The following is a 14,513-nucleotide window of genomic DNA, read 5'->3' on the forward strand; positions in this document are numbered from 1 at the left end:
AAAGCAGGCGGTATGGGCTTTACAGACAGTGTTGTTATTTTAGAACGTTTATTAATTTGCCTGGGAACCGTATCATAACTTAAAGCATGAAAGGATGGCCCTATAATTTTTACCGTTCCACTTTTTGGGGAAAAACGGCATAACGTTGTTCTTCAATGACATACGTTCGGCCATTTTCCACTGTTTGATAACGATCAGCATCCCCAAGCGCAATAAGTAAAGCATTCTCTGCCTTTGGCGGTTGATATTCTGCGTCTAATAAACGTCCACTATTATATAATCTAACCGTATAAATCACTTGCTGGCTTATATAAGGATTGTTTTCATTGACTTCCGTTTTCAACATGACTTCATCCTGCACGGAAGCTTGTGAACCCGTATCGAAGGAAGTCGTTGGTTCGTTTGTTACTTCCACCTGCGTCGCCGGACTTTGCTCCCGACCAATCTGCAGTGCTGGAATAGGTAATATTCCGCTTTTTTTAGCAATTAACAATACAGTCCACCGACTGCTGGACTGTGACTGACCATTAATGAATGTATAATTCATACTCCTTTCTGTACCAACAATACGAAAATCCTTTTGTAAAGGAGTTAAATCAGGTACACCGCCAGATTGGGCATCATCCGTGGTTAAAATCAACTGAATGGTATCACCCATCTGAACTTTGCCAGGTTCCACCTGGACGGTGATGGCAGCTAACACCATCACTGGCCATATGCAGCCTATAAAAATCAGTGATAAAAACTTTTTCATTCTTGCCACCCATGTTGTCTACGTAAATGATCCCGCAGAAATTTTTCTCTCATTAACCCCCCTGGATCATCCGGAATCAGGCGCAACCATTGTTCTTTCGCCTGCTGTTGTTCTTGTTTGTTCTGTGCATTTAATTGGTTATTTTGCGGTTCTTGCTTATCCTGGTTTTGCTTATCCTGATTTTGCTTATCCTGGTTTTGCTTGTCCTGATTTTGCTTATCCTGGTTTTGCTTATCCTGGTTTTGCTTGTCCTGATTTTGCTTATCCTGGTTTTGCTTGTCCTGATTTTGCTTATCCTGGTTTTGCTTATCCTGGTTTTGCTTATCCTGGTTTTGCTTATCCTGATTTTGCTTGTCCTGGTTTTGCTTGTCCTGGTTTTGCTTGTCCTGGTTTTGCTTATCCTGATTAGAATGGTCTTGTTGCTGTTTGTCTTTCTTAAGCAAATCTTGCAAGAGTTTACGATTGTATAATGCATCCTGATGATTTGGATTAATGGTCAAGACCCGATCGTAAGCCTTGATTGCCTGTTCATATTGCCCCATATGCGCCAGAGCATTTCCTTGATTATAAAATCCTTCTTCACTATTGAGGGACTGATACAAATGAGCAGCCCGCTCGTAATCTCCCGCACGATAGGCAGCTGCCGCTTGCCAATCATGACGTTCAAACGTATCCTTTGCACTGGTGAACTGTCCTTGATTCATCATCGTTTGGGCTTGTTGATCTTTAGTTAGCCATATATCGTTCCAACCAAACGCATATATTGACGAAACCAAGCTATATAAACTAATCAATACACCAATACGCTTCATGCTGTAATCCTCTGCAGCCATCCACGTTGAAACACGGGCAACAATAACAAAAGAGCAGGAACAAGAAACCAACGCCCCTGATCTCTCCAAACAGGAATATCATGTTGTAAATCAGCGCTAAATTGATGACTTTTGCCCGTCGTACGCAACCATTTTTCCATATCCGTTGATGTGTCAGAAAAAGCAATCAATTCTCCCTGGCCAGCCACAGCAAGCGGTTGGAACAATGACTCTGGAGAAGAGCTTTTAACAATAGGCATGACGGAAGTATGAATTCCTTGATTTGCTAATCTACGCGCTTCGTTAATTGCTGCTGATGAAGGAGGCATGGCGGTTAATATTAATACATCGCCGTTGTTAAAACCTGCCTGAGTAATGAGTTTACCGGCTTGTTCGAGAGCAGTATCCAACCGATTTCCTTCTACTGGCATAATATCTGGGGCAAGTGAGGACAATAATGCATCAATGGTCTCAGCATCATCGGTCAACGGTGATACAACAAAAGGCTCACCGGTATAAACCACTAAACCAAACTGCCCGGCCTCCTTATGCTTAAACAGATCATGCAATTTAAATTTAGCCCGAGTAAATCGGTCTGGAGATAAATCTTTTTCCAGCATTTGCTCAGACATGTCTAATATCAATACTCGCGGCTGAATCGACTTATAAGTCGGAACCGGCAATCGTGACCAGGTTGGCCCAGCTAAAGCAATGATCATAAGAGCTGCACTCATCATAAGCAGCATGAGAGAAGTCATGCGCTTACTTCGACCGTGGGACTTTATTAAATACGGCAATAAATGATTGTCACAAACTTCCCCCCATGCCTGCATAGCCGGTTTATATTGCAATAAAAACCAAGCAAATAGGGCCAGAGGAACAAAGGAAAACAACCAAAAAGGGCGAATAAAATGAAATTCAATCATGAGGCCCTCCTTTCCTGCCTCATCAATTTAAAGCGGGGAAAGAAATTTCCTTCCACAGCAAGCCAATAAAGAAACAGAAAAAAAGCCAAGGCAAGGGGCCAAGGATAATAATCATGTTGAGGTCGAACGGTAGCTTGTTCCTGAGAAACTTTTTCCAATTGATTGATGACTTCATAAATACGTTGCAAGGATTGCAGATCCGTAGCACGAAAATAACGTCCGCCAGTCACTTTAGCCACTTCTTGTAACGTTTCTTCATCCAAATCAGCGGACGCATTCATATTTAAAAACACGCTGGGAAGGGCGCGAGGATCCGCTTGTGAGCCCAAACCAATGGTATAAATTTTAATCCCGTCGGCACGTGCCAGTTCTGCGGCCTTCATGGGTGCCAGAACACCAGAATTATTTGCACCATCCGTCAACAATATAATAATCCGCCCCTGTGCAGGAACATTTTGTAATCGTTTTACAGCCAAACCAAGAGCATCTCCAATAGAAGTTGTTTTGCCAGCCAACCCGACCGTTGCATCTTCCAGACGCATGAGGATATTTTGACGATCATACGTTAATGGCGTTTGCAGATACGCGCGACTGCCAAACAAAATCAAGCCAATTTTATCACCCATTCGTTCTTGCACAAATTGCTCAGCTGCGCGTTTGACGACGGTCAAACGACTTACAGGACGTCCATGCAACATCATATCCGGTAATTCCATGCTGCCCGATAAATCCAGAGCCAGCATTATATTGTAACCTTCACGCGCCAAGGGCCTTGGCTCACCTACCCAACGAGGCCCGGCCAATGCCAATAACAACAAAAACCAGATTATAAAAATAAACCAATTTTTTATGCCTTGTAAAACCCTGCTTTTCGTGTTCAACAATCTCAACCATTGCATTGAAAAACGGAATTTTAAGCGCTGACGGTAAAAATAAAGGAGCACTTGGCAAAAAAAACCATATCAGAATCGGTACGGGTAAGAATACTAAAACCCATGGCAATGCTAATTCAAACATGGCTTTCTCCGTTGATTAATCCATTTTTTCGTCATGCTGAATAACAGTGTCAAATCATTGTCTTTCGCCATTCCTCTCCGTTGGTAAGGAACATCTAATAACTGTGAACGAACTTGACTAAAATCAACGTTTTTTCCGGTTTCATTCAAAAATAATATCCACGCCTCCCCTTGTAAGCTGGCTACGTTTTTTCTTGGAAAATAAACCAGTGCCACCCGTTTTAATAACTCGGAAATACAAGCGCTGATGTGCTGGCAATTACCCTCGCGCTGATATTGCTGTTGATAAGCAGCAAGCAAGCGCAATGCCCGTCGCCTTGCCTGTCCATGCAAATACGAACGCCGCAAGAACAAAACTGCCACCATCAGAACAATAATCAGGAGAATGATAAGAACATACCAACCTGGAGCCAATGGCCACCAGCCAATTGGTAAAGGCATATGAATATCACGTAATTGCGACAATGCTTGACTTCCCGGATGACCAGATAAGTCCTTACTCTGTGATGCCCCACCTGCTGCACTGCATGAACCAGACAGCAGCAGGGAGGGCATCCCAAAGATAATGCCTTGGTAGCTCTTCTTTTTAAACCAGTTAAGCATTTACCCTCCGCGGATACGTCTGGCGAACCAGCAATGGTAAATCCAGCTCGCCAGTCACTTGCACATATTGAATCTGCATTCGTTTTAACATTGCTTTTAACGAGGCAATGCGTTGTTGGCAATAATGATGATAAGCAGAATTCACGGTATCTAATGTTGTATCCAACACAATTTCCCGTCTTCCATTGGTTATTGCATATTGTTGGGGTTTAGGTGGCGCCAGTTCAAGTGGATCGCATACATGGTACGCCAAGATATCATTATGAGCTCGCAAGCGGCTTAAATGCTGTTCGCTTTCCTCATCCAAATTATAAAAATCACTAATCAGCACCAAAATACTTCCAGGGCGAGCAACCCGCCGCAAACGTAATAATGCATGACTTAGGGAACGAACTTGAACTTCCATTTTAGAAGAATCTGACTGCGCTTGCGTGTATTCGCTTAACGAGGCCAAAAAGGGCAACACCCCTGTTTCCCGGTTTCTTGGGACAAACTCATTATGCGACTGGGATGAAAATAATAACCCACCGACTCGGTCACCCTGAGCAATTGCAGTCCAGGCAATCATAGCAGCCAAACGCGCTGCAATCACCGATTTAAACGCCATACGGGTACCAAAATACATAGAAGGATTAAAATCAGCAAGGATGATAGCCGGCCGCTCCCGTTCTTCCTGATATAATTTAATATGAGGCCGGCCAGTACGAGCAGTAACCCGCCACTCCATATGCCTGACCTCATCCCCAGCTTGATAATTACGCACTTCAGCAAAATCCATACCACGTCCGCGCAGTTTTGAAAGATGGTTCCCTATATGCGTGGCTTGCTTTTCCGGACGATAACGTACTTGCTGGACATAACGCCGCAAAGCAATTAATTCAGCCAATTCTGCAACAATGCCCTCATTCATAGACATCTCCAGGGTATCCAAACTGGTCAATTTGATAAGCTTCCCATGCAAAGATATACCAAATTTGCTTATGCTTGCCGCTAACGACACCAGAGTATTTTAAACAACGAACGTTTACTATCCGTGCTACGTTACAAAGCAAATAACGGCCGGTTATTTGAAATCCCTCTACCAGGATAGTAAGAAACGAAAAAAAGGCTGGGATGTCTATTAAAACAATCCAACCACGCCTAGCAAATCGTTTATACTGCTTAAGGCAGTGCCACCAGCCGTAATAATTCATCAAGAAAATCATCACTGCTAACGCCTTCAGCTTCTGCTTCAAAGGTTAATAAAATACGATGCCGTAAAACATCATGCGCAATGACATGGATGTCTTCGGGAGTAACATAATCCCGCCCCGACAGCCAAGCATGTGCTTTGGCGCATCGATCAAGGGCAATGGTCGCGCGCGGACTAGCCCCATATCGCAACCAACGATGAAGCGTTTCACTATATGCTCGCGGATTGCGAGTTGCCACGACCAGCTGGACCAGATAATGTTCTAAGGCATCACTGGTATGAACATGGAGGACTTGTTTGCGAGCTTCAAATAATTGCCTTTGCGACAATGGCACAAGCGTCGTATTGGCTTTTTTTTCAGATTGCCCATGTGCAGGAAGTGCTTCATGTCGAGCCAGCCTTAAAATATCATGCTCTATTTTTGCATCGGGATAACCGATTTTGACATACATCAAGAAGCGGTCGAGCTGCGCCTCGGGTAATGGATAAGTACCTTCTTGTTCAATAGGGTTTTGCGTTGCCATCACCAAAAACAACTCCGGTAATGGGTAGGTTTTACTACCGATGGTGACCTGCCGCTCAGCCATAGCTTCCAATAAAGCAGATTGCACTTTTGCGGGAGCACGGTTAATTTCATCAGCCAATACCATATTATGGAAAATAGGGCCAGGCTGGAAAATAAAAGAACCATCTTCAGGCCGATAAACATCCGTACCTGTCAAATCACCAGGAAGCAAATCCGGCGTAAACTGGATGCGATGAAAATGACCTTCAACGCCATAAGATAACTCTTTGACCGCACGAGTTTTTGCTAACCCCGGAGCTCCCTCCACTAACAAATGACCATCAGCTAGCAATGCTATCAGCAAGCGGGAGATCAAATCTTTTTGGCCAAGAATTCGTGAATTAAGATAGGTGCTTAAACGCAATACCTGTTGCTGTACTTCTTTAATAGAAGAAACGTCTGCTTGTTCCATTCATTGTACCTTGAACAAAAAATAATATCCTAACGTGAAATATTACTTGTGCCAAGCGGGTTATTTTTGTATTTTCCCCGACAGATAGGCCATGATTGTATACAAATAATTTCTTTTATTAGCAACCTGTATGATACCACATTTAAACATTGTCACGATTGAACAGCCTGGTGCCTCATCGATTTTAAAAGCCAAATCCGGGTGTGTTTCCTTCCCTTTAGATGCAGAAAATCGTGCTTTGATTTTTGCAATGAAGGATAAACTGCAACAATTGGGTGGTGTTGGCTTGGCTGCCCCTCAGGTAGGATATAACAAGAACATTATTGCGATTTATATCCCTAAAGAAGCCGCTTTATTGCGTGAACATGTTACACCTTATCCAATGCACATTTTGATTAATCCTTCTTACGAAGTTTGGCGTAACAGCGCCACCGTCCATGATTTTGAAGGATGTTACTCGGTCACAAGCAAAGCAGGCAAGGTTCCCCGCTATCATACCATCCGCCTCACTTATCAAGATGAAAGCGGTCAGTCACATACCACAAAAGAATCTGGCTTTTACGCCCGGGTTCTACAGCATGAAATTGATCACCTCAATGGCTTATTAATCACCGATCGCTTGACACCAGAATGCCTGCAAGGCAGCGTCGAAGACATGATGGCCATCAGACGAAAAGAATTAACTCCTGCCCAGCAAGAGCAATTTGATAAACTAATGCAGAGAAAATTCAATAAAACCTAATCATTAACCACTTTTTCTCACCTTGGCAACCAAGAGTGAATCAATGAACTGACTTAGGGTCTGTTTACCTTTCATTTCAATGAAACTTCTGGAAAGCTTTAAAAAAATCGGTGGTTGCCGAGGTCAGATCATCCCGATATATTGCATCTTGTTTGGTCTTTCTTTTGGGGCAAACATACATCATATTAACCAGTGAATTCTCCCACATAAGTGGCACAAGGTCACAATAAGGAAAGGCTGCATGAATTGTATTAAATACCGTGCGGGAATAATCATCACGAAATAATGGATTGGCAATCACATTGACAATCAATAAACCGTCTGGAGTCAGATGATCTGCAATACTCTGAAAATACTCTACCGTAAGCAGCGATGAAGGAATGGTTGCCTGATTACTATAAACATCCGATATCACCACATCATAAGAAGCAGTGCTTCCTCGCAGATAACGGCGAGCATCTTGTCCGATAAACGTTCCCTTAATCGGCTGAGCCAAAAAGTGTTGTTCCGCCAACTCTTTAATGGCTGGATCAATATCCACGTACGTCACTTCATTATCATGTTCTCCTGCCGCAGTCAGGGTAAAGCCACCAGCCCCAATCACCAAGATGCGCTTATGTCGCAGATTAAGCTCTTTGAAAAGTAAATGACGAATAAACTCTATGTATGGGAACCCCTTTTTTCCGGTGTCAGCATCGAACTGCTGGACAGATTGATTTGCAGCCACTTATTGAATTCGGAGGAATGAATCACTTGATAGTTGCCGTAATTGTTTGTGGTTTTAAATTGAGCATTTTCCACGGTTACATTCAACATAAAAATAAAAGTAATCCAGGCAGCCATGCTAAAATAGGCCATAACGACATTTGACTGTAATAACGAATATAAGCAACAAGGCCAAAAAGCAACATACAATTAATGACGACCGTCCATGCCACCCCAAGATATTGAAACAGCAACAAGGAGGTCAGCAATGCGCCAAGAAATGAGCCTAGAGTGCTTAAAAACAATGCCCGACCACTGATATGGCTTATCCGTTGTGCCTGATTAAATAAATTGGTAGTCAGAGGAACCGTCTGCCCAAGCCAATATGCGATGGGCGCAAGCACCAGTAATAAATAACAGCTCAGACTGATTAAAAAGGAAAAGCTTACTTTATAAATACTAAAAAAATAAAATGAAGAAATAAAAATATAGCTTAAGCCAATACCAATCCAAACTAGACTCAACGTAAAATTACGGTTTAATTGTTTAAAAAACTCTCGTTGGTAACTTCCTCCCCGCCAATACCCCAATGCCAGAAAAAGTAAAAAAACGCCAATAATGACGCTGGTAATCAATACGCTTCCACCAAAAAATGGCAATAATTGACGAATGGTCAATACTTCGACTGAAATGGTAATAAATCCTTCCAGTAACAAAATAGCAAATAGCAAAGGAAGCATCAAAACGTCTCTATAAAAATACGTTGGCCCAACATATCACCTTTATACGTTTTTGGTCTATAAGGGCCACAAAGAGGCACAGCCAAGAAATTATCGGCCAACATAGAAAAATATGCTTATAAAATGAGTAAATTACACCTCTTTATTGGGACTGGCGAGTAAAAAAGCAGGCGATTGTTATTGTTTTTCTTCCTTATTTGTAGCACGATGAAGTTTGGTCTAAAAATCAGGGGTGATGCTATGAAAAAAGGAATTGTTTCATTTTTGGCTATGGCGGTAACCATGAATGGCTATTCAGCTTCCCAGCAAATGATTTGGGGAGAGATAAACCACTCAATACCCAACCTTAAACAAAAAACGCCGTTTACGACGCATGGCTTATTGGCAACGCTAAACTCTCAGCAACAAGAAGATTACCAATTGGAATTAATTGATAATACTTCCCCCGATGCCAAACATGCACGCTACCAGCTTATGTTTAAAGGCATTCCCGTTTGGGGGCATCAATTAGTTTTCCACTCGCAGCCAGGGTCAACCCCGACGGTCACTGGTATTAATACTACCGAAATTGAAAAAGATATTGCAAGTACTGATGGCAAATTATCGGCTTCCGAAGCGGAACAAAAGGTATTAACCAACATTACGGATCCAATAAAATTTAAAAAAATACAAAAAGTTATTTACATCGATCAGGAAGAAAAAGCGCATCTTGCTTATCATCTGACGTATTACGTCAATGATAAAAAAACACTGATTAGTATACCGAACTACTTGATTGATGCAGACAATGGTGACATTTTGAAGCAATGGAATGAATCTCGTCAAAAAAAAGCGCCACATTCTAAAAAAGAAGCGCACTGCAAGCGAATTGGCCAGGGGCTTGGCGGGAATGCTTTTCCCCTTCCCTATCGCACCGGTATGTTCCAGTACGGCACAGCCCTTCCTGGCTTACCATCACTAGGAAAATTTTCTGTACAAGTCAAAAATGGCAATTGTCATGTACAAAATGGAAACGTACGTGTCATTAATTTGGAAAACTATGCGTTGGGCTATGAAGCTTTTCCTATTACCGTTTTTGATGAAGCAGGACATTCACTCAATGCATTTTCTTATCCGTGTGATGAAACAAGTTTTTACTTAAATTATGCTGACGGCGCCACAGGTCCAGTCAATTACTCATTTTCTCCAGTGAATGACACAATGTTCTTTGCTCAGCAAACCATAGACATGTATCAAAAAGCGTATGGTGTAGAAACGCCATTGGGAACGGATCTGCCAATTCGAGCTTATACGCATCTGGGAGAAATGGATAATGCCTTCGCCATTCCAACCATCCGTGTCAATGGGCTACTGGTAGCACACCAACAAATTGTCATCGGCAACGGTGATTATTTTCTAACAGCTCCCTCGCAATCGGTCGTGGCTCACGAATTATCTCATAACTTTACTGAACTTAATTCCGGGTTATTGTATGAAGGCCAAAGCGGTGGCATCAATGAAGCATTTTCTGACATGGCAGCCATAGCGCTACAGGATTATTTACGCAAAGAGTATCCTTGGTATTGGGATGGTGAAGATTGGTCTTTAGGCCGAGAGGCTGTGATTGGAGGCCAGCCTTTACGCTATATGGATGACCCCACTCAAGATGGTCGCTCAATCGGGCATGCCAGTGATTATACCGATGACTTAAATGTGCATTATAGCAGTGGCGTATTCAATAAAGCTTTTTATCTCTTGGCACACAAACCCGGTTGGGATGTACAATCCGCTTTCCAAGTCATGGTGGATGCTAACCAACACTATTGGTCACCTATTGCCTATTTTGATTTTGCAGCCTGTGGAGTCATTCAAGCTGCAATAGACCGTCAACTGGATCAAACGCCAGTCATTGAAGCGTTTGCCGAAGTCGGGGTAGTCTGTCCAACGCATAAAGTCTGAGGAATGCGTTAACAAGAGTCAAAAATTGAACATTTACAGAAGCTGCGGCAGCAATAATGGCTGCTGCAGTTTTGCAATGTGCTATAGCATGCATGATGCATCATCATAACAAAATCAATCTCTTGCGCAGGAATGTGGGCACCAAGCCCTGACCGTTTTAATTGCTCTAGCCTCTCTTTTTATATTCAGGTTTAATTACCGAGCTGAATGGCGTAAAATGAATAATAAAACAATGCCTGAAGCAGGCCAGTCAACCTCTTAAGCTGTTATCGAATATGTTATCCGATTATTTAAAAACATTTCCTCACTACTTATTACCCAAGCTGGCCTTAACGACCGCGTTTGGTTTTCTGGCAAATGTAAAAAACCCTGCCATCAAAAACCACCTCATTCGCCGCTTTATTCGCCAATATAAGGTGAATATGAGTGAAGCGCTTGAAGAAATACCAGAACACTATGCCTGTTTTAATGATTTTTTTATTCGTCATTTAAAACCCAAATGCCGGCCAATTTCCACCGTTGACATTATTTCGCCAGTCGATGGGTTTATCAGTGAAATAGGCAAAATCACCACCGGAAAACTATTACAGGCTAAAGGTCGATACTATTCCGTGCAGGATCTTTTAGCCTGTACATCAGAAAAAAGTTCTCAGTTTAACAATGGCCGTTTTGCAACCCTCTATTTATCTCCGAGAGATTATCATCGGGTTCATATGCCTATAGAAGCGACGCTTAAAGAAATGATTTATGTACCAGGGAAACTCTTTTCCGTACAACCAATAACAAGCCGTGTCATTCCTCATTTATTTGCTCGTAATGAACGCCTGGTCGTTTTTTTTGATACGGCAGCTGGATTGATGGCCATGGTTTTGGTTGGTGCAACCATTGTTGGCAGTATAGGAACAAGTTGGCATGGCGATATGATTCGTGGACGTCAAAAAACACACTTTATTTATCCCAAAGAGGGCAACGATAATATTGTACTGGCAAAAGCCGCAGAAATGGGGTATTTCAAACTCGGCTCCACGGTCGTGCTATTATTTGCTGATGATCAACGCGTAGAATGGCTGGAAAACCTCCATTCAGGTGATCAAATTCATTTTGGTGAGGCATTAGCAACGCTTAAATAAAAATATAATTTGTTCGCCTCTTGCAATATAAAAACTGAAAAAACTATTTTAATCTATATATACTGTATGAAGGTAATGGAAAGTAATATCCCCCCTAAGGAGTTCAATGTGACTGAATATATCTATAGAGGATTTAAGATTTCTTATAAAATTATTACAACTGAACTTGATCAAAATTTAAACTTATATAAAGCAGACGGGACTGTAACTTATTTATTGAGTAAACCAAAATCTTTTGTGCCGGTAAAATTTCACACTGAATACGATACATACACTGGCGCCGAGCATGAAATTAAAAAATTACTTGAAAATTACGTAGACTTTGAATTGAAGAGTTTTTATGAAATGGAAAAAGAAAAAGCTCGATAATTAGGAGTAATCCATGGTACCGAGAAGAGGACTCGAACCTCCACGGGGTCACCCCCACTAGCACCTGAAGCTAGCGTGTCTACCAATTCCACCACCTCGGCAATCGACGCTAAGTTACTCAAGATTACAGTAACTGTCAATTATTATTTAACAAACGCATTTTTTAGAACCAAAATCGGAGTCATAAGAATGCTATCTTTTCGTCGGCAACCATGACTATTCTTAATTATATGGAAAAATTGATTGATGTTTGGTTTTCCTTACTGCCCAGACCTCGTCCAAGTAAAAAACAAGCCAAGCAGGCTCGTCTAATAGCGCATCGCGGTGCTCATGATGCTCATCTTAACATTCGAGAAAATACCGATGCTGCTTTTGCGCGGGCATTAGAGCTGGGCTGCTGGGGAATTGAATTGGATATCCATACCTGTGCAGATGGTACGCTGATCGTCAACCACGACCCAACATTACAACGACTATGGGGACAAAATCTCAAAGTCCATGAAAACAATTTTAAAGATCTGCATGCCGCCGCTCCCATGATACCTCGTTTGCAGGACGTGATAGAGAAATATGGCAAACAACTCCACTTATTTATTGAGATTAAAAGTCCTCACATATCCCAAAAGATTTTATTGAATCATTTAAAATCGTTAACTCCATGCGAGGATTATCACTTGTTGAGCCTGGATGAGACACTATTTGAAACCTTCACTCAATTTCCGAAGGACGCTTTATTATTGGTCCCTCTTCATAATAATGTGGAGTATTTTTGTAAGCTCAGCCTGGAAAAATCTTATGGTGGGGTACTTGGCCATTATCTTTTACTGCGTGATCGTTACATCAAAACACTTAAAGCAGCCAAGCAAATGGTCGGCGTGGGTTTTATTGACTCAAAATACAGCTTATACCGAGAATTAAATCGAGAGGTAAATTTTTTATTTACTAATAAAGCGGCTGCAACACGTGCTTATTTACAAGAATTGCTATAAGGTCATCATGCCGTAAGCTGTACAAGGATTGAATCAAACAAGAATTTGATTCAATCCTTGATATCTCTTTATCCCTATACGGGTGCTATCATTTTTTCCGGCTTAACATAAGCTGTAAATTGCTCTGCTGTTAAAAACCCAAGCTTCACAGCTGCTTCTTGCAGGGAAATATCTTCCTGATGGGCTGTTTTAGCAATTTTTGCTGCCTTATCGTAACCAATATGCTGATTTAACGCAGTAACCAACATTAACGAATGATGCAAATAATAATCAATCTTCGCCTTATTAGCTTGCAATCCTTCAACGCAAAAAGATTGAAATGAATGACAAGCATCGCTAAGAATATTAAGAGAATGCATCACATTGAAAATAATCACCGGCTTAAATACATTCAACTCAAAATTCCCTTGACTTGCTGCCATCGCTACTGCCATGTCATTGCCAATAACTTGAACACAAACCATGGTCATGGCTTCGGCCTGCGTTGGATTAACTTTGCCAGGCATAATGGATGAACCGGGTTCATTTTCAGGCAAATGCAATTCGCCTATTCCACAGCGGGGACCAGAACCAAGCCAGCGCACGTCATTTGCAATTTTCATTAAGGCACAGGCCAACATTTTCAACGTTCCATGAGCCGCCACCAACGCCTCATGAGAAGCAAGCGCTGCAAATTTGTTAGATGCGGAAACAAAAGGAAGCTTGGTTAGAGACGCAATATGAGACGCCGCCTTTTCAGCGAATTGCGGATGAGTATTCAGACCAGTTCCAACGGCAGTTCCTCCTAATGCCAACTCATATAATTGTGGTAAAACAAGTTCTATGTGCTGAATACAGCCATCCAGTTGCGCAACATACCCTGAAAACTCCTGACCAAGCGTCAAAGGCACCGCATCCTGTAAATGCGTTCGCCCTATTTTAACAATGTCTTTGAATGCTTCCATTTTTCGAGCCAACCCATCACGTAAACGATAGATGGCTGGCAGTAATTTTTGATTAAACGCCATTGCGGCAGCAATATGCATGGCGGTAGGAAATGTATCATTAGAAGACTGCGACATATTAACGTGATCATTAGGATGTATGGGTGTTTTGCTTCCTAATAGACCACCGGCAATCTCAATTGCACGATTAGAAATGACTTCGTTGACATTCATATTGGATTGAGTACCGCTTCCTGTCTGCCAGACGCGCAACGGAAAATGCTCATCCAACTTACCTTCGCTAACTTCTTCAGCGGCTTGGGTAATAAGCTTGGCTTTATCTTCCGATAATTTCCCCAATTCAAGATTCGTCAAGGCAGCTGCTTTTTTCAGAATGCCAAAAGCATGCATGACTTCCTGGGGCATGATATCACCGCCAATATTAAAATGATGCAGGGAACGTTCTGTTTGGGCTCCCCAATATTTATCTGCTGGGACTAAAATTTCACCCATACTGTCCACTTCTATGCGTGTATTACTCATATTTTTTCATTCTCATAGGCCATAAAATCACAAATTTTAACACAAAGTTTAAAAAGCAATGCATTTTAATATTATCAACTATCCAAGTACTGCTTAATTGGTTCCATGTTCAGGTACAATGGCAAGAGATTGCTGGTTAAGAAAAATAAATAAA

General features: G+C 41.9%; 14 protein-coding genes, 1 tRNA gene and 1 pseudogene. 5 read left to right on the plus strand and 11 right to left on the minus strand.

Going from position 1 to position 14,513, the window contains the following annotated elements; translation table 11 throughout:
• Nucleotides 1-109 precede the first annotated feature (109 nt).
• From LOA_RS13940 to LOA_RS12515, 7 genes and pseudogenes are all read right to left on the minus strand, one after another.
• Nucleotides 110-754 (minus strand): BatD family protein, encoded by a 645-nt coding sequence (locus LOA_RS13940; protein WP_052335958.1) that lies wholly within the window; start codon nucleotides 752-754, stop codon nucleotides 110-112.
• A complete protein-coding gene (locus LOA_RS12485; protein WP_025386627.1) occupies nucleotides 751-1,566 on the minus strand; it encodes a tetratricopeptide repeat protein in 816 nt (271 codons plus the stop codon). The genes LOA_RS13940 and LOA_RS12485 overlap by 4 nt, the downstream gene beginning before the upstream one ends.
• Complete coding sequence (locus LOA_RS12490; protein WP_025386628.1) at nucleotides 1,563-2,492, minus strand: vWA domain-containing protein; 930 nt, start codon at nucleotides 2,490-2,492, stop codon at nucleotides 1,563-1,565. The genes LOA_RS12485 and LOA_RS12490 overlap by 4 nt, the downstream gene beginning before the upstream one ends.
• Nucleotides 2,489-3,509: pseudogene (locus LOA_RS12495) on the minus strand (vWA domain-containing protein). Before LOA_RS12495 ends, LOA_RS12490 begins: the two are co-directional and overlap by 4 nt.
• Entirely contained in the window at nucleotides 3,497-4,111 is a 615-nt protein-coding gene (locus LOA_RS12500) for a DUF4381 domain-containing protein (protein WP_025386629.1), read from the minus strand. The pseudogene LOA_RS12495 and the gene LOA_RS12500 overlap by 13 nt, the downstream one beginning before the upstream one ends.
• On the minus strand, nucleotides 4,104-5,021 hold the full coding sequence (locus LOA_RS12505; RefSeq protein WP_025386630.1) for a DUF58 domain-containing protein: 918 nt from the start codon (nucleotides 5,019-5,021) through the stop codon (nucleotides 4,104-4,106). The genes LOA_RS12500 and LOA_RS12505 overlap by 8 nt, the downstream gene beginning before the upstream one ends.
• Before the next feature lie 251 nt (nucleotides 5,022-5,272).
• Complete coding sequence (locus LOA_RS12515) at nucleotides 5,273-6,280, minus strand: AAA family ATPase (RefSeq protein WP_025386632.1); 1,008 nt, start codon at nucleotides 6,278-6,280, stop codon at nucleotides 5,273-5,275.
• Nucleotides 6,281-6,410: 130 nt separating this feature from the next.
• On the opposite strand from LOA_RS12515, the gene def reads away from it, so the two are divergent.
• Nucleotides 6,411-7,022: a peptide deformylase gene (gene def, locus LOA_RS12520; RefSeq protein WP_035895810.1), complete on the plus strand. Its 612-nt coding sequence runs from the start codon at nucleotides 6,411-6,413 to the stop codon at nucleotides 7,020-7,022.
• A gap of 76 nt (nucleotides 7,023-7,098) precedes the next feature.
• On the opposite strand, the gene LOA_RS12525 is transcribed toward def, so the two are convergent.
• Both LOA_RS12525 and LOA_RS12530 read right to left on the minus strand, forming a co-directional pair.
• Nucleotides 7,099-7,749 carry a spermidine synthase gene (locus tag LOA_RS12525; RefSeq protein WP_025386633.1) on the minus strand — a complete coding sequence of 217 codons (651 nt, stop codon included), beginning with the start codon at nucleotides 7,747-7,749 and terminating at the stop codon, nucleotides 7,099-7,101.
• 82 nt (nucleotides 7,750-7,831) lie between these two features.
• Nucleotides 7,832-8,467, minus strand: coding sequence for a spermidine synthase family protein (locus LOA_RS12530; protein ID WP_025386634.1), 636 nt, complete (start codon nucleotides 8,465-8,467; stop codon nucleotides 7,832-7,834).
• 240 nt (nucleotides 8,468-8,707) lie between these two features.
• On the opposite strand from LOA_RS12530, the gene LOA_RS12535 reads away from it, so the two are divergent.
• The 3 genes from LOA_RS12535 to LOA_RS12545 all read left to right on the plus strand — a co-directional run bounded on the left by LOA_RS12535 (nucleotide 8,708) and on the right by LOA_RS12545 (nucleotide 11,904).
• The gene (locus tag LOA_RS12535; protein ID WP_025386635.1) at nucleotides 8,708-10,405 is read left to right on the plus strand and encodes a M4 family metallopeptidase; all 1,698 of its coding nucleotides are present in this window, start codon (nucleotides 8,708-8,710) and stop codon (nucleotides 10,403-10,405) included.
• A gap of 275 nt (nucleotides 10,406-10,680) precedes the next feature.
• A complete protein-coding gene (asd, locus tag LOA_RS12540; protein WP_025386636.1) occupies nucleotides 10,681-11,535 on the plus strand; it encodes an archaetidylserine decarboxylase in 855 nt (284 codons plus the stop codon).
• A 108-nt stretch (nucleotides 11,536-11,643) separates the two neighbouring features.
• Nucleotides 11,644-11,904: a hypothetical protein gene (locus LOA_RS12545; RefSeq protein WP_025386637.1), complete on the plus strand. Its 261-nt coding sequence runs from the start codon at nucleotides 11,644-11,646 to the stop codon at nucleotides 11,902-11,904.
• Between the two features lie 14 nt (nucleotides 11,905-11,918).
• Here the strand turns inward: LOA_RS12545 and LOA_RS12550 are convergent.
• A tRNA-Leu gene (locus LOA_RS12550) sits at nucleotides 11,919-12,005 on the minus strand.
• A gap of 111 nt (nucleotides 12,006-12,116) precedes the next feature.
• On the opposite strand from LOA_RS12550, the gene LOA_RS12555 reads away from it, so the two are divergent.
• Nucleotides 12,117-12,893, plus strand: a complete 777-nt coding sequence (locus LOA_RS12555) for a glycerophosphodiester phosphodiesterase (RefSeq protein ID WP_025386638.1) — start codon at nucleotides 12,117-12,119, stop codon at nucleotides 12,891-12,893.
• Between the two features lie 74 nt (nucleotides 12,894-12,967).
• Here LOA_RS12555 and fumC read toward each other — a convergent pair whose 3' ends face one another.
• A complete protein-coding gene (fumC, locus tag LOA_RS12560) occupies nucleotides 12,968-14,359 on the minus strand; it encodes a class II fumarate hydratase (protein WP_025386639.1) in 1,392 nt (463 codons plus the stop codon).
• Nucleotides 14,360-14,513 lie beyond the last annotated feature (154 nt).

The organism is Legionella oakridgensis ATCC 33761 = DSM 21215 (genome assembly GCF_000512355.1).
Taxonomy (GTDB): domain Bacteria; phylum Pseudomonadota; class Gammaproteobacteria; order Legionellales; family Legionellaceae; genus Legionella_A; species Legionella_A oakridgensis.

Bases quoted from the DNA above. Each gene is read 5' to 3' on its own strand.
- def (WP_035895810.1), top strand. From the start codon at position 6,411: ATGATACCACATTTAAACATTGTCACGATTGAACAGCCTGGTGCCTCA.
- LOA_RS13940 (WP_052335958.1), bottom strand. From the start codon at position 754: ATGAAAAAGTTTTTATCACTGATTTTTATAGGCTGCATATGGCCAGTG.
- LOA_RS12485 (WP_025386627.1), bottom strand. From the start codon at position 1,566: ATGAAGCGTATTGGTGTATTGATTAGTTTATATAGCTTGGTTTCGTCA.
- LOA_RS12505 (WP_025386630.1), bottom strand. From the start codon at position 5,021: ATGAATGAGGGCATTGTTGCAGAATTGGCTGAATTAATTGCTTTGCGG.
- LOA_RS12535 (WP_025386635.1), top strand. From the start codon at position 8,708: ATGAAAAAAGGAATTGTTTCATTTTTGGCTATGGCGGTAACCATGAAT.
- asd (WP_025386636.1), top strand. From the start codon at position 10,681: ATGTTATCCGATTATTTAAAAACATTTCCTCACTACTTATTACCCAAG.
- LOA_RS12500 (WP_025386629.1), bottom strand. From the start codon at position 4,111: ATGCTTAACTGGTTTAAAAAGAAGAGCTACCAAGGCATTATCTTTGGG.
- LOA_RS12555 (WP_025386638.1), top strand. From the start codon at position 12,117: ATGACTATTCTTAATTATATGGAAAAATTGATTGATGTTTGGTTTTCC.
- fumC (WP_025386639.1), bottom strand. From the start codon at position 14,359: ATGAGTAATACACGCATAGAAGTGGACAGTATGGGTGAAATTTTAGTC.
- LOA_RS12515 (WP_025386632.1), bottom strand. From the start codon at position 6,280: ATGGAACAAGCAGACGTTTCTTCTATTAAAGAAGTACAGCAACAGGTA.
- LOA_RS12530 (WP_025386634.1), bottom strand. From the start codon at position 8,467: ATGCTTCCTTTGCTATTTGCTATTTTGTTACTGGAAGGATTTATTACC.
- LOA_RS12490 (WP_025386628.1), bottom strand. From the start codon at position 2,492: ATGATTGAATTTCATTTTATTCGCCCTTTTTGGTTGTTTTCCTTTGTT.